17 protein-coding genes are annotated in these 17,366 nt (G+C 44.9%); 7 read left to right on the top strand and 10 right to left on the bottom strand.

The window, feature by feature from the left end; translation table 11 throughout:
- Window positions 1–23: 23 nt before the first annotated feature.
- On the top strand, window positions 24–818 hold the full coding sequence (locus EIP89_RS04695) for a thymidylate synthase (RefSeq protein WP_124397507.1): 795 nt from the start codon (window positions 24–26) through the stop codon (window positions 816–818).
- Window positions 815–1,312 (top strand): 1,2-phenylacetyl-CoA epoxidase subunit PaaD, encoded by a 498-nt coding sequence (paaD, locus tag EIP89_RS04690; RefSeq protein WP_124397506.1) that lies wholly within the window; start codon window positions 815–817, stop codon window positions 1,310–1,312. Before EIP89_RS04695 ends, paaD begins: the two co-directional genes overlap by 4 nt.
- Here paaD and EIP89_RS04685 read toward each other — a convergent pair whose 3' ends face one another.
- The 5 genes from EIP89_RS04685 to EIP89_RS04665 all read right to left on the bottom strand — a co-directional run bounded on the left by EIP89_RS04685 (window position 1,313) and on the right by EIP89_RS04665 (window position 6,526).
- A complete protein-coding gene (locus EIP89_RS04685) occupies window positions 1,313–2,260 on the bottom strand; it encodes a bifunctional riboflavin kinase/FAD synthetase (RefSeq protein WP_124397505.1) in 948 nt (315 codons plus the stop codon).
- Window positions 2,261–2,272: 12 nt separating this feature from the next.
- Window positions 2,273–2,890, bottom strand: a complete 618-nt coding sequence (locus EIP89_RS04680; protein ID WP_124397504.1) for a deoxynucleoside kinase — start codon at window positions 2,888–2,890, stop codon at window positions 2,273–2,275.
- Between the two features lie 87 nt (window positions 2,891–2,977).
- Window positions 2,978–4,195 carry a thioredoxin domain-containing protein gene (locus EIP89_RS04675; protein WP_124397503.1) on the bottom strand — a complete coding sequence of 406 codons (1,218 nt, stop codon included), beginning with the start codon at window positions 4,193–4,195 and terminating at the stop codon, window positions 2,978–2,980.
- The gene (locus EIP89_RS04670; protein WP_160160518.1) at window positions 4,192–5,730 is read right to left on the bottom strand and encodes an OstA-like protein; all 1,539 of its coding nucleotides are present in this window, start codon (window positions 5,728–5,730) and stop codon (window positions 4,192–4,194) included. Before EIP89_RS04670 ends, EIP89_RS04675 begins: the two co-directional genes overlap by 4 nt.
- 7 nt (window positions 5,731–5,737) lie before the next feature.
- Complete coding sequence (locus EIP89_RS04665; protein WP_124397501.1) at window positions 5,738–6,526, bottom strand: hypothetical protein; 789 nt, start codon at window positions 6,524–6,526, stop codon at window positions 5,738–5,740.
- Window positions 6,527–6,735: 209 nt separating this feature from the next.
- On the opposite strand from EIP89_RS04665, the gene EIP89_RS04660 reads away from it, so the two are divergent.
- From EIP89_RS04660 to mce, 3 genes are all read left to right on the top strand, one after another.
- A complete protein-coding gene (locus EIP89_RS04660) occupies window positions 6,736–7,425 on the top strand; it encodes an ABC transporter ATP-binding protein (RefSeq protein ID WP_124397500.1) in 690 nt (229 codons plus the stop codon).
- A gap of 66 nt (window positions 7,426–7,491) precedes the next feature.
- On the top strand, window positions 7,492–7,869 hold the full coding sequence (locus tag EIP89_RS04655; protein ID WP_124397499.1) for a DUF983 domain-containing protein: 378 nt from the start codon (window positions 7,492–7,494) through the stop codon (window positions 7,867–7,869).
- A 647-nt stretch (window positions 7,870–8,516) separates the two neighbouring features.
- Window positions 8,517–8,918, top strand: a complete 402-nt coding sequence (gene mce, locus EIP89_RS04650; RefSeq protein ID WP_124397498.1) for a methylmalonyl-CoA epimerase — start codon at window positions 8,517–8,519, stop codon at window positions 8,916–8,918.
- On the opposite strand, the gene EIP89_RS04645 is transcribed toward mce, so the two are convergent.
- From EIP89_RS04645 to EIP89_RS04635, 3 genes are read right to left on the bottom strand one after another with little or no spacing between them, the layout of a single operon-like run.
- Window positions 8,854–9,501 carry an HAD family hydrolase gene (locus EIP89_RS04645; protein WP_124397497.1) on the bottom strand — a complete coding sequence of 216 codons (648 nt, stop codon included), beginning with the start codon at window positions 9,499–9,501 and terminating at the stop codon, window positions 8,854–8,856. The genes mce and EIP89_RS04645 overlap by 65 nt on opposite strands.
- Window positions 9,498–9,977 carry a hypothetical protein gene (locus EIP89_RS04640; protein ID WP_124397496.1) on the bottom strand — a complete coding sequence of 160 codons (480 nt, stop codon included), beginning with the start codon at window positions 9,975–9,977 and terminating at the stop codon, window positions 9,498–9,500. Before EIP89_RS04640 ends, EIP89_RS04645 begins: the two co-directional genes overlap by 4 nt.
- Window positions 9,974–12,457 carry a PAS domain-containing sensor histidine kinase gene (locus tag EIP89_RS04635; protein WP_124397495.1) on the bottom strand — a complete coding sequence of 828 codons (2,484 nt, stop codon included), beginning with the start codon at window positions 12,455–12,457 and terminating at the stop codon, window positions 9,974–9,976. The genes EIP89_RS04640 and EIP89_RS04635 overlap by 4 nt, the downstream gene beginning before the upstream one ends.
- 160 nt (window positions 12,458–12,617) lie before the next feature.
- Between EIP89_RS04635 and bshB1 the strand changes: the two genes are divergently transcribed.
- Window positions 12,618–13,334, top strand: coding sequence for a bacillithiol biosynthesis deacetylase BshB1 (gene bshB1, locus EIP89_RS04630; protein ID WP_124397494.1), 717 nt, complete (start codon window positions 12,618–12,620; stop codon window positions 13,332–13,334).
- Here bshB1 and EIP89_RS04625 read toward each other — a convergent pair.
- Window positions 13,326–15,710 (bottom strand): efflux RND transporter permease subunit, encoded by a 2,385-nt coding sequence (locus EIP89_RS04625; protein ID WP_124397493.1) that lies wholly within the window; start codon window positions 15,708–15,710, stop codon window positions 13,326–13,328. The genes bshB1 and EIP89_RS04625 overlap by 9 nt on opposite strands.
- Window positions 15,711–15,828: 118 nt before the next feature.
- Entirely contained in the window at window positions 15,829–16,527 is a 699-nt protein-coding gene (locus EIP89_RS04620) for a hypothetical protein (protein ID WP_124397492.1), read from the bottom strand.
- Between the two features lie 168 nt (window positions 16,528–16,695).
- Between EIP89_RS04620 and EIP89_RS04615 the strand changes: the two genes are divergently transcribed.
- Complete coding sequence (locus EIP89_RS04615) at window positions 16,696–17,238, top strand: YceI family protein (protein ID WP_124397491.1); 543 nt, start codon at window positions 16,696–16,698, stop codon at window positions 17,236–17,238.
- Window positions 17,239–17,366 lie beyond the last annotated feature (128 nt).

Below are 17,366 nucleotides of genomic sequence, written 5' to 3'. Positions count from 1 at the left end.
GGAAACAAAACACATTACTTCGCATGCAGCAATACCATGACCTGATGCGCACCATTTTAGAGCGAGGTGTGCAGAAACACGACCGTACAGGCACAGGTACCCTCAGCATTTTTGGTTATCAAATGCGTTTTGATCTGAGCGAAGGGTTTCCCTTAGTAACTACTAAAAAACTGCACCTGCGCTCGATCATACACGAATTGCTTTGGTTTTTAAGAGGCGATACCAACATTGCATACCTGCGCGACAATAAAGTGACCATCTGGGACGAGTGGGCTGATGAGAACGGAAATCTCGGCCCAGTCTATGGCTACCAGTGGCGCAGCTGGCCAGCTTCTGATGGTCGTAGGATCGATCAAATTAGTAATGTGATTGATCAAATTCGCCGTAATCCAGACTCGCGCCGACTCATCGTAAGCGCATGGAACGTAGCCGATATAGATAGCATGAGGCTACCACCCTGCCATATACTTTTTCAATTTTACGTAGCAGAGGGCAAGTTGAGCTGCCAACTCTATCAGCGCAGCGCTGATGTGTTTTTGGGAGTACCTTTTAACATTGCCTCCTATGCCCTTCTCACCATGATGGTAGCGCAGGTTACCGATCTTCAGCCTGGTGAGTTCATTCATACTTTAGGTGATGCTCACTTGTATCTCAATCATTTAGACCAAGCCAGGCTTCAGCTCAGCCGTGAACCACGCCCCTTGCCTAAAATGTTATTAAATCCAGAAGTGAAATCGATTTTTGATTTCAAATTTGAGGATTTTAACCTGATTGGTTATGATCCTCATCCGCACATCAAAGCTGAGGTAGCTGTATGACGACCTATGAGAAAGAGCGCTTATTGGAGATATTAAGCCAGGTCACCGATCCAGAGATTCCTGTGCTGACCATACAAGACATGGGAATACTACGGCACACAGATATTCACCCCGATGGCACGGTTGAGGTCGTCATTACTCCTACATACTCCGGATGCCCGGCCATGCACGCCATCGAAAAGGAAATCGTAAGCGCCTTGCAAAAAGGGGGCTTTGATAAGGTTATAATAACCGAACAACTCTCTCCGCCTTGGACCACAGATTGGATGACCGACGAAGGCAGGAGAAAACTCGAAGCCTATGGCATAGCTCCACCTGAGAAAAGCACAGCCGATAAACGCCGGATACTCTTTGGTAAAACTCCCATGGTCAGATGCCCTCATTGCAAATCCACTAATACCGTGATGCTTTCCCAGTTTGGCTCTACGGCCTGCAAAGCCCTCTACCGCTGTAACGACTGCCTAGAGCCGTTTGATTATTTTAAGTGTATCTAGCTACCCCTGGCGCATCAAAATTCTAAGAGCTTGTATCTGGTCCTTTTCCAGTTGATTTTTAAGTGCTTTGAGGTCGCTAAATCTTTGTTCTGCCCGTAAACGGCTTACAAATTCAATTTTGAGGATTTGGCCATAGAGGTTGCCATGAAAGTCAAAGATGTGGACCTCAATGGTTTTAAAACCTCCAGTGCTTACGGTAGGGCGGTATCCAATATTGCACATACCCATTCGGCGTTCGGCCGGATCTGATACAAAGGTGACCCATACTGCATACACACCATCACCTGGAATGATTTTGTGAGGATTGTTGTTCAAAATATTAGCCGTGGGAAATCCGATTGATTCCCCGATCTGATGGCCTCTGATCACAGTACCCGTTAGAGAGTAGTAGTGTCCTAACCATCGATTGGCCGTATCTACATTTCCGTCTTGTAGTACTTTTCGGATTTTAGTAGAGCTTACAACGGTATTATCTACTATTTTAGGTGCCATCTGTTCAACTTCGAAGCCGTACAGTTTTCCGAGCTCTGCCAGGTGTTCATAGCTGCCTTCTCTGTTGCGGCCAAAGTGGTGATCGTGCCCCACAACAATCTTTTTCGCACATATTTTTTGCACTAAAACGTTGCGCACGAAATCGATGCTCGAAGTTTTGGCAAACTCTAACGAAAACGGATGAAAGATCAAATGATTGAGCCCGGCACTGCGAAGTAATTCGATTTTTTCGTCTTCGTCGTTGAGTAGTTTTATGTCGGCCTCAGGTTGTAAGATGTGCCTGGGGTGAGGTTTAAAGGTAAGAAGAATGCTTTCGCCCCCTGGGTGAGTTTGAGCAATTTCATTCAGTCGGTCAATGATTGCCCGATGGCCTTGGTGTACCCCATCGAAGGTACCAAGAGTGACTACTGAATAGGCCGGGGCCGAAAATTCATCAATGGAGTAATAGACTTTCAAAATGGAAAGAAATTACTTAAACAATCCAAACAACTCCGCGTTAATGCGCTCGATGATTTCTCCCAAATGCTCTTGATTCTCAGCAAATTTGTTTTTATCTACATCTATAATGAGCAGTTTGCCCTTGTTGTAGCCACTTATCCAAGCTTCATAGCGCTCGTTCAGACGGCTCAGGTAATCGATGCGAATGTTGGTTTCATACTCCCGCCCCCTTTTGTGAATTTGTTCTACAAGGGTTGAAATGGAAGCTCGTAAGTAAATCAATAAGTCAGGCGGGCTGAGAAATTCTTCCATCAGCTGGAAGAGCGACATGTAATTGTCAAAATCGCGCTTGGGCATTAGGCCCATAGCGTGCAAGTTAGGCGCAAAAATGTAAGCGTCTTCGTATATCGTGCGGTCTTGAATCACGTTTTTGCCGCTCTTCCGAATGTTTAGTACTTGGCGAAAGCGGCTGTTGAGGAAGTAAATCTGCAGGTTAAACGACCAGCGCTGCATTTCGGTATAGAAGTCTTCCAAATAGGGGTTGTCTTCTACATCTTCGTAATGAGCTTCCCACTTAAAGCTCTTGCTGAGTAAGTGAGTAAGTGTAGTCTTTCCAGAGCCAATGTTTCCTGCAATTGCAATGTGCATATAGACGTGTTTTTCCCGATGCACAAACCTACTTCATTTCACTAAATCGAAGTCTTGAGAGAAGTTTTAAAACCAAATTTTGTGGAATTATTGCTGATTTTGTAGTTGAATCTGCCTAACTCTTTGAATCATGTTGTCGATTTCAGCTCTGAAGAAGCTGTCGTTCGTCATTTGACGGGCCAGATTGAGTTGCTGAACTGCTTGGTCATATTCTTTGGCCAGCGTTAGGGCTCCAGCCAGCCCTATGCGGGCATTCATATCGTCTTTTATGGCGATGGCTTCGCGAAGAATTTTTACAGTAGTCGTAGCCCAGGGTAGGGTCGTGCGCGTTTCCATCAGGTCGTTGGCCGTTTGAATATAGTCTCTTCTTTTGCTTTCGGCACTTGAGTCAGCGTACTCCTCTTCAAGCGTCTGATAAAATTTTTCGGCGTTGTAGGTGTCGTAGTAAAAGAGCTTTTGAGTTTTTAAGCGCAGTTTGCGCAATTCCACAGAATCTTTAGCTAAAAGTGGAATAAGGTGGATTAGAATATTTGACAATTGCTTTTCAGAGGAGTCTTGTACTGCTTTTCGCAGGTTTAAGTTGAGCGAGGCATTCAAGAAATCCTCAAATTGAAAAGTTTTCTGGGACTTATAGATGCTGGAATTATTTGTAATTTCTGTAAAAAGAGGGTCATTGAGGTCAAGTCCGAAGATTGAAATCCAGCGCAGACCATTGCTATCAGTGAGAAGTTGGTTTCCGAATTTTTTTATGAATTCTTCGAAAATGGGTCGAGAGGCTTCGATGCCATTGTTGTCGGTTTCGATCTGTAAGAGCTCGTTAAAACCTTTCATCGATAGGGTTCCGGCTATAAAGCCGCTCTGCAGCTGTGGATAGAGCGCAATGAGTACTCCTGCTCTGCGTACACTGGCCAACATGGTTTCTCGATCTTGAGCTCCATTGAGTCGTATTAAGATGTTTTCCTTGGCATTCATAAAGAGGTGGACCGGATACCCCGGCAAGGAGTAGTATTTGATCCACAACTGTCCGAAATCAGAGTCGCCATCGATCTGCACCGGAATAAAACGCTTGTTAATTTCTTTTACTAGCTCTCTGTCACGCAGCACGATGTTGTTCATGTTCAAGCAGATCTTGCTCCATTCGCTACAAACTTGTACGAAGATGCCCATTTGCGTATTGCCGGCTATGCCGAGCACGCGCTCCCAATCGTCGATGCTGCGTGCGTGAATCCAAGAGATGCGCTGGGCGGTTACCTCCCAACCGGTAATGAGCATCAAAAAAATCAAGAGATATTTTGAGAATTTCATTGTATTCGAATTCGATTTTTAAAAAACTCCAATGGAGGTTTTTCTGAAAAGCGGTCTTTAAAGTTTTTTAAGCGTATATCTTCATCACTTTCCTTGCCCAAAGGTATTAATCGAGCTTCTGGTTTAGTGATAAATTTTATTTCTTTCACTTTGTTTTCTTCAAAGTCGATCAGAATGTTGCTACAATCGGCTCTATTTATGCCTACATAGGTGCCGTCGTCTTCTTTGGCGTAGTAAACGGTTTGTCCATTGCCCCGCACGAGTATTTGGTAAAGTTTTCGGTCGATGAATTTTCCTTCCATATCGCGCCCTCTAATCTGATTGTAGAAGGTATCGTTTTCAGTTATGAGAATGAAAGCATTGTCGCGTACAAAGAGGGAGTCGGGCTCGTTGCTCCTGAGTGTGAGCACAATAAGGCGACCGGTGATTTGCATAGTATCGCTCCATAGTACAGGATCGCCCATGAGATAAAAAGCGCTGTCAACGGTTGTATATCTGAGCGAGTCGGCTCGCCCTTGCACATCGCTGCGATAGAGCTTAGTATTCGGATACACGTACATGTCTCGATGGCCGGTGCTATCTAGCCGAATGCTGCGGATGGTGTCGCCGGCTACATAGAGGGTATCTTGATCGGCATAGCTCAGAAAAAGCGCTTGTTTGGTTACAAGCATGCGTTCGTTTGGCTCTCCAAAATATTCACCGTATTGGCCGATGATTGTAAATTTTTCCGTCGTATCGGTGAGACGGATGTTTCCAAACGACCTGCCGATGTCTTTGCGCTGATTGTAGTAGAGCGAATCTCCGCGCATTTCAATGTTTTTCTGCCTTACGATGGCGTTTCGGTTAAATGCTGCTTCGTCAGTGACTGTATTGTAGAGGCCATTTTCGCAGTAGATGTATCCGCTATCGGAGTAAATGTGCGATGGGCCTCTGAAAAGTGCTACTCGGGAAGTAGTGTAATATTGAAGTGTATCGCACTCCATGCGATAACGAGGATTGTGCAAGCGTACATTTTTTTTGAAGGAAAACATTTTTAGATCGGCATAGTACATGCCGATTTGTGAAGTCAAGGTGTTTTCATCATTGGTAATGGTACCCGAGGAGGTGTAATAAGCAGTATTGGTGTTTCGATTGAGTTCGATGGCTTGTGTTTGCAGGGTCATCTCACGGTCGCTAAGCACTACATCGCCACGGGCTTTGGCAATGCGTGTATTGCCATTGTACTCCATGGCTTTGGCCGACATAAGGAGGCTATCGCCCTGATTGAGTTGAATATTTCCAAAGGTCTGGATGATGTTTCGCTGTAGGTAGCGGACTGCACTGTCGCAATACATGCGGGCTCCTTCGTGTTCAAAAACGACATTTCCAGCCAGATAACTTACATCGCGCGAACCTGTAGCGCGGTCAGAATTCAAAATTCGGATCAGCTTGCCGCTTTGTCCATGTGCAGGATTAAAAATCGCTACGGCAAAAACCAGGATATAACCAGCGACATGCCGAAAAGAATCTACTTTAAAAAATCGAGCTAAATGCATGCCCCACTTAAAAAATTCGGAAATGAACGCCCAGCTCCACCAGTAAGCCCCTGAGCTGTGCATCAATAATTTCGTTGCCAAAGGGGTTATCTGTCTTCACAAAGTTTCGAAATGGATAGGGAGAGAAGTTGTAAGAAATATCAAAAGTGATGCGGATGTCATCGAGATTATATCCGATGCCGATGTAGGGAGTATACATTGATATTAAAGGCCTGAAGAGGTCTTCCATAAAATACACCAGATTGTCTTTCTGGTAAAAAAGTTCGCCGTTCATAGGGCGCTGGTGACCAGTAGTGCCGGTAGATGTCCAAACCCGGGTTTCGGCATCGCCCTTTGGCGTAAAAAGCCAGGTGAGCTGGAAACCTGTGCGAAAGTGAAATGCTGAAAATTCGTAACCATAACCGATGCGCATTGGTAAAGCAAAAAATTTCGTTCGGGCAGTCAATTCTATGCGCTCACTACCGCTGCCAAAGTCAGCTCTGTACCCTACGAAACGCTCTCCTAGTCCGAGTGAACCCTCTAAAAAGCCAAAATTCAGCCGGTGATAGCGCAATCCTGCTTCGAGTGTGTAGGCCAAAGTGCGCGACACCGGCTCTGTATAGCTCTGCGCCACCACCGGCTGAAACTCCGTAAAAAAATCAGGCCTGCCCGACATTGTACCCGGTTCAAGCCCAGCGTGCATATTCCAGAAATTGCCAAAACTAAAACCCACATACTTCTCGGTGAGCGACTTCTGTGCATGAACTGCAAAGGAGTGTAATGCAACGATACACCAAAAAACTCTACTTCTGAGCATCTAAGCTTCTCTTAATTAAATAAGAACTACTAATAAACGTCAGCAAAGGTAGCACCGTATACGCCACAAGTGTTTTTTGCGATTGATTAACCCTAATTCCACGTATCGGAAGATTTCCCCATTCCACCCTCATTTTTAATTGACCCTTAAATACTTTTATTAAACCATTTGATGACGAACTTCGTTGGCTCTTAAACGTGAGAAAATCCATGCCGGTAATTGCAGTAAAGGATGTGTACAAAATATACCAGATGGGCGAGGTAGAGGTGCGAGCGCTCGACGGCGTAAGCCTCACCATAGAGCCTGGAGAGTTCACTGCTATCATTGGTCCATCCGGATCAGGCAAGACTACCTTGCTTAACCTGATCGGCGGCCTCGACCGCCCCACAAAGGGCTCAGTGACCATTCGCGATACCGATCTGAGTACCCTCACCGAAGATGAGCTCATCGACTTTCGCCTCTTTAATATCGGATTTGTCTTTCAGTCGTACAATCTGGTGCCAGTGCTCACTGCCCTGGAGAATGTGGCCTTTATCATGCAGCTTCAGGGGCGGTCTCCTAAGAAGTACATCCGCGAGGCCGAAGAGATCTTGACGCGGGTAGGCTTAGCCCAAAAGATGCATCAGCGCCCCTCTCAGCTCTCAGGTGGCCAGCAGCAGCGCGTAGCTGTAGCGAGAGCGCTCGTTTCGAAGCCCGCATTTGTGCTGGCCGATGAGCCTACGGCTAACCTCGACAGCCACACTGCCCGCCAGCTGCTCGACCTAATGGCTGAGCTCAACCGCGACTTAGGCGTAACCTTCGTCTTCAGCACTCACGACCACCGCGTGATAGAGGCAGCTCGCCGTGTCATCACCCTCGAAGATGGCCACATTGCCAGCGATTCTGATCACACTGCATAAAAAGTGATGAAGGTAACATGCCTCCATGACCTCTGAAATTACCTTTGCAACCAATTCCCTTGACACATGATAGGTCTGATAATCAACATCATACGCATGCGCTGTCCGCGCTGCCGAAAGGCGCCTTTATACACTCAACCTAATCCTTACAATTTTCGGCGCCTCTTTGAGATGCACGAACAGTGCCCCCACTGCGGTCAGCCATATGAAATCGAGCCCAACTTTTACTACGGTGCCATGTACGCAAGCTATGCGCTGGCTGTGGCTCTTTTTGTAGCAGTGCTGGTTATCCTTACCATCATAGGTCACAATGAAGTTGAAGTACTTCTGCCCACCTATTTCATTAGTCTGGTAGTGCTTTCGCCGGTGCTCTTTCGGCTGTCGCGCTCCCTATGGATTCACTTTTTTGTAAAGCACGACCCTGAGTTGGCCGAAAAAAAGTAGTTTTCATTTTTTTTATGTTTTTTGGGCGTGCTTGTCCAGACAAATCAGCACTTGCTGATTTCGCTTGTGATATTCCGCTCATATTTGCCTTGCAGGTGTGCGAAGTACATCGGGGCTTCGTTGGTTGACCTAATGTGTCAGCCAGCCGTTCCCCGTGTGCTGCATGGCACACTTGCTGCGGTTCATATCTGGCTCTATTCCTCACGCGGCATTGGCCTTATGGCCGCTATGCATTTTACTTAAAATCCCCATCTTTCAATTTATCTGTTGGTAATCGTTCGAGGTTCGAATACTACTGACGTAAAATTTGCGAATCGAGTCTTATGTAGGTGGCTATTCACATAGTTGTAACGCGTTTTTGGTGGCATTTTGAATAAAATTGATCGTGTGAGAGCACAGTGTGTGGCTGTATCTTGAGTTTTTATTCCCCCTTTTCGCGTGAGGGATACGGCGGGCGCGCGGTAGCGCGGTGCGAAGGCGAAGCGAAGCGCTGCCGAAGCACGGAAGCGAAGCGTACCCCAGAGTAGCCCGACCCGAACGACTGAGCGCAGCGAAGGAAGTGAGGGGCACGCCCAAATACGTAAAAAAATCAAAAAAAAATCAGAAAAAGAGCTGAGTATTTTCGTGCGAAGAAAACTGGTTGTGAAATGCTTGGAAAAATAGAACACCTCGGCATAGCCGTGAAAAATCTGGAAGAGGCCGAAAAGCGCTATACACAACTGCTCGGTGTGCCGCCCTACAAGCGCGAAACGGTGGAGTCAGAGCACGTGATTACGTCGTTTTTTATGGCCGGGCCGAATAAAATTGAGCTGCTACAGGCTACAGCTCCTGAGAGTGCCATTGCTAAGTTTATCGAAAAACGCGGTGAGGGCATACACCATGTAGCGTATGAGGTTGAAGATATTGTGGCGGAGATGGAAAGATTGCGCCAACAGGGCTTTACCCTTCTGAACGAGGCTCCTAAGCACGGGGCCGACGACAAGCTCATTTGCTTTGTGCACCCGCGCGATGCGCATGGAGCTTTGGTAGAGCTGTGTCAAAGTATTTGAGGCTCTCTTCGCCGGTGTAGTGGAGTACGTGCATGCCGAGCGATGAGGCTGCGTCGATATTGTGCTCGTTGTCGTCAATTAACAGGGTTTCGCTTGAGAGCCAGCCCATTTGGTCGATGATTAGGTTAAAAAATTCGGGCTCAGGCTTGCGTAAGTTGTATTCATAGCTGAGGTACAGCTGCTGAAAGGCCTTTTTGAAGCGTTGAGTGGTGTAGGGACCGTGGCTTTGCCAAATGTGGCGTATGTGGGTGGGATTGGTGTTAGAGCACAGCACTTGTGCATAGCCGGCTTTCCGGATCTTGTGGAGCAGTCTTATTTTTTCGTCTGGTATGTGGCCGAGCATGGAGTTCCAAATGGCCTTGATGGTTGGGTAACTAACCCAGCGCGGAAATAGCAGCTTAGCCTCGCGAAAGAATTCGTGCTCGCTGATGAGGCCTTTCTCGTATGTATGTGAAAAGTGGGTAGATAGAATGTTGATGTTTGACTTGATGCCATGAGCTTGGCACTGCTGGTGGAAGTGCTCCATGTTGAGATCGATGAGCACAATGCCAAAGTCCCAAATGATGTTTTTAATCTCTTTCATTCGATGATGGATGTAGGTGCAGCGAGCATTGGGTCGCGATGCTCTGAGATTTTGATCGGTTTTAGGTTGAAGGTAAGCCTGCGGCAGTGGTAATCAAGCGTAAACATGCTGCCCGATAGAGGGTCAACGATGAGCATGCCAATTGGGGCAAATGCTGGTATCAACAGATTGGCAAAATACCAGCCATCGATGTGAAAAGTCACAGGCATCTGAGCGCTTTCGAAGTCTGGATCGGTGATGAGTATGGTATAGCGCTGGCGGATAAAGGGTAGGTATGAAGCTGGTAAATAAACGGTTTCTGGCGTAGTGCCAGAGAAGATTCGGTTTTTGTAACGGTCAAACACTTCAAAGCGCACATCCTGTGGAGTAGAGTGTATGGTCACCGGATAAATTGACTTAGAAAACAAAGTAGCACAGCCCGAAAGACAAGCGCTAACTGTCACGAGTATTAATATTGATAGTGAGCTAAACCTCATACGTTAAGGAGAGTTTCTTTTTTTTCATACTTCGGCCAAATGAAGTGAAAAGTGGATCCGACGCCTGGGGTCGATTCCAGCCAGATGCGTCCGCCTTTGTCTTCGATGATTTTCTTTACGATGGCCAGGCCCACGCCAGTGCTTTCTACTTCATCGCGTGCTTTCAGCGTTTGGAACATGAGGAAGATTTTTTCGTGGAAGTCGGGGTGGATGCCTTCGCCGTTGTCTTTTACGATGAATTCGATTTCCTTGCCGTGGTCGAGCCAGCTTACTTCGATCACAGGGATTTCTTTGTCGTTGTACTTTATGCCGTTTTGAATGAGGTGGCCTAGAACTTTTTCGAGAGCGGCACGCTCTGAATAGAGCGACATTTCGGTTTTTTGAATTTTTAGCTCTGCCTGAGGTGGTATGTTGAGTCGCTCGATGAGCTCCGAGAGCATTTTGGTGATATCAAAGCTTTCGATGCGCGACTTGATTCGGCCCACGCGAGAGTATTCGAGTATGCCGTTGATGAGATTTTCTAAACGACGCACCCGCCCACGAAGCAGTTTAAACTGTTCTTTGGTTTCACCTTCGAGTTTGTCACCAATGTCTTCTTCGATCCATTCGCTCAGATTGTTGATGGCGCGGAGTGGTGCTTTCAGGTCGTGGCTTACGATGTAAGCAAAGCGGTTGAGCTCGTTGTTGATTTTCTCAAGCGAGCTGTTGTAGCGGTAGATCTTTTCATCGGTCCACTTGCGGTCGATGCTCACGGCCAGCAAGTCGCCGAAGATGCGAAGCAGTTTGATGTCTTCTTCGCTCCACACGCGTTTGAAGCGCACGGCATCGAAGCCTGCAAATCCTACGAGCCTTTCGTTTACTACCATTGGCACAACCACGAGCGATTGTATGCCTTGAGGTTCGAGAATCTCTTTTACGGTCTGCCAGTCTTCAGGTAGTTTTTGAACATCGGGTATGTGAATGATCTCAAGGCGCTGTAGTTTTTCGTGCCACTGCGGGATGATGTCGGCCGGGATCATCTGTAGGTTGTCCTTTTCTGGGGTGATGCCTTCGGCACACCATTCATGGGTATTGCTCATTACTTTACCCGGCTCGTCGTATTGGAAAACATATACGCGGTCGGCTTCGCAGAAGCGCCCTACGCGCTCCAGGGCTTTGTTGATTTTTTCGTCGAGCTCGCCTTGTACGGAGTTGATAAAGCTTGCCGACAGTTCGACGAGAAGCATTTCGAAGTCGGCTCGATACTTTAGGTCTCGTATGAGTTCTTTTATCTGGCTAATGTCTCGGCTGATGCCTACCAGCCCATACACCTGACCATTTTCGTCAAGAAGGGGCACTTTTGACATTTGCAGCCAGTACACATTTCCTTTTTTATTGATGAAGAAATGCTCGCGGTTGATTACAGAGGTGCCTTCTTGCAGCACGATGTAGTCATCACTTGTAAATACCTCGGCATGCTCCGGCGGGTAGATTTCGGCGTTTGTCTTGCCGATGATTTCATCGTTTGATTCCGCACCAGCAAATTCAGCGTCCTTTTTGTTCGAGATAATACGGCGGCCTTCCTTGTCTTTTACAAATACAGCATCAGGGATAATTTCTATTACGGTGCGTAGCAAGTTGCTCTCGCGCTTAAGGTCCTCTTGCAGTTCATATACTCTCGATACATCGTACGCTTCGAGCAGCACTGTAATGGTATTGCTCTCTTCGAAGTGCAGGGGCGTAAGACTCACTTCGAAGTGATAGTTTCTGCCATTGAAGAAGGAGTTGATGTGCAGGTGTTGTTTTTTCTTTTTTTCAAGAGCTTCGGAAATAGCTTTAGAAAGAAGTTTTTTTTCAGACTTTGAGTTGATAAAATCAACCTTTTCGATCAACATATTGGCCAATAGGTGGCGAGCGTCACCTGCCAGTATTTTAAAGCGTTCGTTGCAGTCGAGTATTCTGCCTTCACGATCAATCAGGGCAGTTACTGCATTTGACGATTGAAAGAGGGCTTCAAACTTTTTGCGTTCCATGTCAAGCTCTTCGAAGAGCTCGCAGTTTTTACACGCCAGGGCGAGTTTTTGCAGAGGTATGGAAAGCGATTTGGCAAAACTTTCTGAGTAATTCAGAGCGTCAGCATACAAAAGCAAGTAGCCAAAGTCTTTCAGAGGCCAGATGGCAGTGCTGTTGTTAATGTCACCTGGACGGGTAGGTAAGTGGCTGTCAATGGTTTCAGTGCCTTTTTTTACAAGCGAAGAAAGCCAATCGAGTGCTTCACTTATTTCGGTAATTCCTTCGTATTCCTTAATACTATAAATAACGGAGAGCTCTGAAGTAGATGAATCGCGTTTGATTACGAGTATATTTTTGAGTTTAAGCGATTTCATCAGAGGTACAAGGCTCTCTTGCAGCATAGGGATAAGGTGGTGTGAATTTCCAATGCTGTTTGAAAATTCGAAGGCTGAATGCAGATCCCACAAAAAATCAATCTCACTTGACATACCAGGCGACCTAATTTACTTCTCATGCAAATATTGGATATTTCTAACATAGTGAAGCAAAGGCTTGGTAACGCAAAAAATAATTTTTTTGTAACATTTTAAAAACCGGCAACAATGTATGTAGTTACATACTTTTGCTGTCGAAATTTAAAGTTTTGAAATGCAAGTAGATATATTGGCCATTGGCGCTCATCCCGACGATGTAGAGCTCGGCGCCGGAGGTACTTTGGCCAAACATGTAGATTTAGGGTACAAAGTAGCAATTCTCGATCTGACTCAAGGCGAAATGGGCACTCGCGGCACGCCCGAAATCAGAGTGCAAGAATCACAAATGGCTGCTGAAATTCTCAAAGCATCAGCTCGTTACAACTGCTACTTATCCGATGGATGGATTACTGCAGATGAAAAGTCGGTGATAGAAGTAGTGAAGGTCATTCGCCACTGCAGGCCTCGCATTGTAATAGCCAATGCCCCTCACGATCGCCATCCCGACCACGGAGCTGCTGCTCAACTGGTAGCTAAAGCGGTTTTTTCTGCCGGATTTTCAAAGCTTAAAACAACTTGGGAAGGCCTACCTCAAGCCCCTTGGAGGCCACAATTGCTAATGCACTACATCCAGTTTATCAATCTACAGCCCGACATAATCGTTGATATAACGGGATATTTTCAGCAGAAGATAGATTCTTGTCTGGCGCATAAATCACAGCTTTACAATCCGGAGAGCAAGGAGCCTGAAACGGTGATAAGTTCAAAAGAATTTTTAGACAGCATCGAATACAGGGCCCGCGATATGGGTCGCCTCATCGGCACTCAACACGGAGAAGGCTTTATCTTTTCGCGTACGCCGGGCATCAAAAGCCTCTCAGAGTTACTTTGATTCTATAATTGATTCCTTCTCTGTGAGTTCATCGTCCGATTGGTCATCGGGATCAACGACCGTTAGCGGTGGGTTTTCAAAATCTTCGTCAGCTAAATGCTTGTGAAGTGCTAAAGCAAAGGATGGGAGCAGAAAGAGATTGGTTAACATAGCAATCAACAGCGTAAGCGATACCAATAGGCCCAAAGCCACCGTGCCGCCAAAACTCGAAAAGGTAAATATGATAAAGCCACAGAAAAGGATTACTGATGTGTAAAACATACTTATGCCAGTCTCATGAATAGCCAGGCGAATGCTATCGGGTATATTCCAGTTGGTTTTTTGCAACTCCTGGCGGTATTTGGCCAAAAAGTGAATGGTGTCGTCCACTGATATTCCGAAAGCGATGCCAAATACCAGAAGGGTTGATGGCTTCAATGGAACACCGGCAAATCCCATAACCCCGGCAGTGAAAATAAGTGGAATCAAATTGGTAATCAGGCTAATGAGTACCATTTTCCACGATTTAAACAAGTAAAACATCAGCAATGCAATAAGAGCTATAGCAATGCTGAGGCTTTGAAAGAGGTTTTTTACTAGGTATTCTGTACCTTCTAAAAAAAGTACACCAGCACCGGTTACAAAACCGGTAAATCCTTTGTCACTCAGCACATTTGTGAGCATTGATGAGATTTGCTGTTTGAGCTTTTTCATTTCATGTGTCGAAAGATCTTTTACCTGAAAATGAATTCGCAAGTAGCGCTCTGTGGGGTCATACAAGGTACCTGAGACCTGCGTATTTTGAGACTCTAAACTTTTTAAAAAGCGCGCCATAAAACGGCTTTCTTGTCTGGTAGGGATGCGATACATGGCGCTGTTTCCGTTGTAAAATGCCTGAGTAGCAAAGGAAGCAGCATCAGCAAGCGATAAGCTGCGCGATATCCCATAGGCTTTTAAGGAATCTTGAATTTTGTATAAAAGCTGTAAGTTGCTGTATTGTTTTGCGCCAAATTTTTTGCCGGTATCGATGATGATTTCTACGGGTTCGATGCCGTTGAATTTTTCTTCAATAAACTTTAAATCAGTGAACGTTTTACTATTTCGACTCAAGTCATCGGTGATGCGCCCTGAGGTTTTTATACGCACTAAACCGACAATTGATACAATTACAATCAGAACATTTACGCCAAATACCCAACCTCTGTAATTAAAGACGACTTTTTGAAGCATTCCAGTCCATTTATTTACCCATCGGCGGTCGAAGTGCTGCATGTGGCGCTCTTTGGGTGCAGGTGCGTACAAGAAATAGAGCGTTATTACTATGAGAGAATGAATAAAAATCAAAACGATGCTGATAGAAGCTACAAGGCCAAATTCAACCAGCGCAGCACTTTTTGTAAACGCAAGCGCAAAAAATCCAAGAGCTGTGGTCAGATTGCTAAAAAAGATGGCATTGCCAATTTTTGAAATGGTGCGTTGTAACGCTAAGACTCTGTTTTTATGGTTTTTAAATTCATAATGAAACTTGTTGATAAGAAAGATGCAATTCGGTATTCCTATAACAATTACCAAAGGAGGAATCAGACTGGTAAGTAGGGTAATTTCGAATCCGAAAATGGCCATGAGTGCCAATGACCATACCACCCCAATCGCCACGATAATCAAAGAGATAATCGTAGCTTTAAAACTTCTGAGAAATAGGTAAAAAAGCAAGGCTGTAACCAGCGTAGCCAAGGCTACAAACAGATAAATTTCGCTTTTGAGCTGTGTAACATTTCCCATCCGCAGAAAGGGAATACCCGAAATGTGTACATCTAAATGTGAGTCGCTTTCAAACTGTTCAACTATAGCTTTGATTTCGTTAATAATTCGAATAATTTCTGCATTGTAGAGCATCGTAGGGTCCAGCTGTATGTAGGCTATAGTGGCCGTACGTGCTGAATCTGTAAAAACGCCCCTGTAAAAAGGCAATGAGTCGGTCAATACTGTAGTCCAGGGATCATGTTCGTTTTTGGAGGAAAAGACTTTTTGGATTTTAAATGAACCAGTTTCAGGAATTTTAAGCACATTTAAAGCATCTTTAAATGTAAAGATTCCTGATACACCGTCGACACTGCGAATTTTATCAGCCAGTGAGGTCCATTGGTGTATAAATAATGAATCCTGTAAATGCTCAGTAGCTGTGGCGAGCACAATGGTGTTGCTCACCTGTGAAAAATGATCTTTGAACCACTGATATTGAATGTGTACAGAATCAGTGGTGGGCAGAAGACGGCTAAACTGATAACTCATACTGACATCATCTGCCTTATACAGAGCAAACGACAAAGAGATCGCCAGCAATACAGACATTAAAATCGGCTGTCGGATAATCCAAACAGCTAATCGATCCCACATGAAAATCTTGAATTATACACTTTTTTTAATCGGCGCAATTTACTTCTTTACATACACTTAAAGCGCAAAAAATAAAAGGCCGACCTGATGGTCGGCCTAAGAAGCGCGAAAGAAATGCTTACAGGGTATATTTAGAATTCCAGAGATTATTCGAAAAATCCTTCATGCGGGAGTATCCATACAAAGCGCCCAATCCACTCAGAGCGAGTACAAGGTAGAAAAAGAAGATCACGCGGATAGGTAACGCCGAAGAATCATATGGCCCCATCATCACTGAGTCAGATGGCAAAATAGCTCCAATAAAAGCGATGGCAACAAGAGTGGACAAAAAAGTCTCAAAGCTGCGCATCGGATATACAAGCCATTTCCTCCACACTTTGAGATCTTTTCCCCATTTGTGAATCAGATAGTACTTTCCATGGCCCATGTCGAGAAAGAGCATGGGGTCCTTATCTTTTTGAATGAGGTGAAACATCGATGCAGGAGCTACGATTTTAAAACCTTCAAGATTTTTTTGCTCTACGCCTTGAATTTTTCGAATTTCCTCAAATGCTTCCTCAGGAATTTCATTGGCAAAGCGCGATGCATCTAAAAATCTCAATCTATACTGTATGCAGAGCTCACGAATATCCTCAATTGAGAAGATTCGATCGGCGTCCAGGTGATTTAATTCTGTAGTTTTGCCTGTACCGCCTTTAATGCGGTTCAAAATAGATTCATTAGGTTCGTTTTGATACTGAACAGATCTGCTTTTATCGACAGAACTCCTTTTGCGAATGGCACGAAGCTCATTTACCAAATTGACTTCAAGCTGCATGACTCTTCAAAATTTTCACAAATATAACTTTTATCACTTTTAATTGTTTTTGACTCAAGTCTCACTTCAAAAAATAATTTTCAATTTCTTGGCTATTTGTCGTTAAAACAGAAAAAACTTTTTTTTCAAAATAAATGTATATACAAAAGATGTAAAAACAAATAAAATATGGAAACAGCAACACAAACGAACACAAAATGGGTAGTGGACAACGCTCACAGCGAATTGCTTTTCAGAGTTAAGCATTTAATGATTACCCACGTTAAGGGTGAGTTCCGAAAATTTTCAGCTGAAGTAATTACTGAAGGCAGCACTTTAGAAAATGCCTTGGTAAAAGCTACCGTTGAAACATCAAGCATCTTTACAAACTACGACGACCGCGATGCACACTTGCGCAGCGCTGATTTCTTTGACTGCGAAAAATTTCCAGTAATGACCTTTGAGGGTAAGGCCTACAAAACTTCCTCAGACGCCTATGAAATCAAAGGAAAACTCACCATCAAAGACGTGACAAAAGAAGTGGTACTCCATACGGAGTTTGGAGGCATAAACAAAGACCCTTGGGGCAACGAAAAAGCAGGTTTCTCATTTACTGCCAAGATCAATCGCAAAGATTGGGGACTTACCTGGAATGCTGTTCTCGAAAGTGGTGGTGTATTGGTAAGCGATGAAGTGAAGCTATTGGGCGAGATTCAACTGATTAAAGCTTAAGAAAAAGAAGGTGTCCAAAAAGTAAAGGACGCCTTCTTTTTTATTTTGATAAAACCCTTAATTGAAGTAAATTAGAGCCATCATAGACATTTTAAGTGAGGCGAGTAGTCTTTAAACAGCAACCCGGC

The organism is Thermaurantimonas aggregans (genome assembly GCF_003851885.1).
In the GTDB taxonomy this organism is placed as follows: domain Bacteria; phylum Bacteroidota; class Bacteroidia; order Flavobacteriales; family Schleiferiaceae; genus Thermaurantimonas; species Thermaurantimonas aggregans.
This window is presented reverse-complemented; position numbering and strand designations above follow the sequence as displayed.

Coding starts and splice junctions, on each gene's coding strand:
- EIP89_RS04695 (WP_124397507.1), top strand. CDS start 24: ATGCAGCAATACCATGACCTGATGCGCACCATTTTAGAGCGAGGTGTG.
- paaD (WP_124397506.1), top strand. CDS start 815: ATGACGACCTATGAGAAAGAGCGCTTATTGGAGATATTAAGCCAGGTC.
- EIP89_RS04680 (WP_124397504.1), bottom strand. CDS start 2,890: ATGCACATTGCAATTGCAGGAAACATTGGCTCTGGAAAGACTACACTT.
- EIP89_RS04675 (WP_124397503.1), bottom strand. CDS start 4,195: ATGAAATTCTCAAAATATCTCTTGATTTTTTTGATGCTCATTACCGGT.
- EIP89_RS04670 (WP_160160518.1), bottom strand. CDS start 5,730: ATGCATTTAGCTCGATTTTTTAAAGTAGATTCTTTTCGGCATGTCGCT.
- EIP89_RS04665 (WP_124397501.1), bottom strand. CDS start 6,526: ATGCTCAGAAGTAGAGTTTTTTGGTGTATCGTTGCATTACACTCCTTT.
- EIP89_RS04660 (WP_124397500.1), top strand. CDS start 6,736: ATGCCGGTAATTGCAGTAAAGGATGTGTACAAAATATACCAGATGGGC.
- EIP89_RS04655 (WP_124397499.1), top strand. CDS start 7,492: ATGATAGGTCTGATAATCAACATCATACGCATGCGCTGTCCGCGCTGC.
- mce (WP_124397498.1), top strand. CDS start 8,517: ATGCTTGGAAAAATAGAACACCTCGGCATAGCCGTGAAAAATCTGGAA.
- EIP89_RS04645 (WP_124397497.1), bottom strand. CDS start 9,501: ATGAAAGAGATTAAAAACATCATTTGGGACTTTGGCATTGTGCTCATC.
- EIP89_RS04640 (WP_124397496.1), bottom strand. CDS start 9,977: ATGAGGTTTAGCTCACTATCAATATTAATACTCGTGACAGTTAGCGCT.
- EIP89_RS04635 (WP_124397495.1), bottom strand. CDS start 12,457: ATGTCAAGTGAGATTGATTTTTTGTGGGATCTGCATTCAGCCTTCGAA.
- bshB1 (WP_124397494.1), top strand. CDS start 12,618: ATGCAAGTAGATATATTGGCCATTGGCGCTCATCCCGACGATGTAGAG.
- EIP89_RS04625 (WP_124397493.1), bottom strand. CDS start 15,710: ATGTGGGATCGATTAGCTGTTTGGATTATCCGACAGCCGATTTTAATG.
- EIP89_RS04620 (WP_124397492.1), bottom strand. CDS start 16,527: ATGCAGCTTGAAGTCAATTTGGTAAATGAGCTTCGTGCCATTCGCAAA.
- EIP89_RS04615 (WP_124397491.1), top strand. CDS start 16,696: ATGGAAACAGCAACACAAACGAACACAAAATGGGTAGTGGACAACGCT.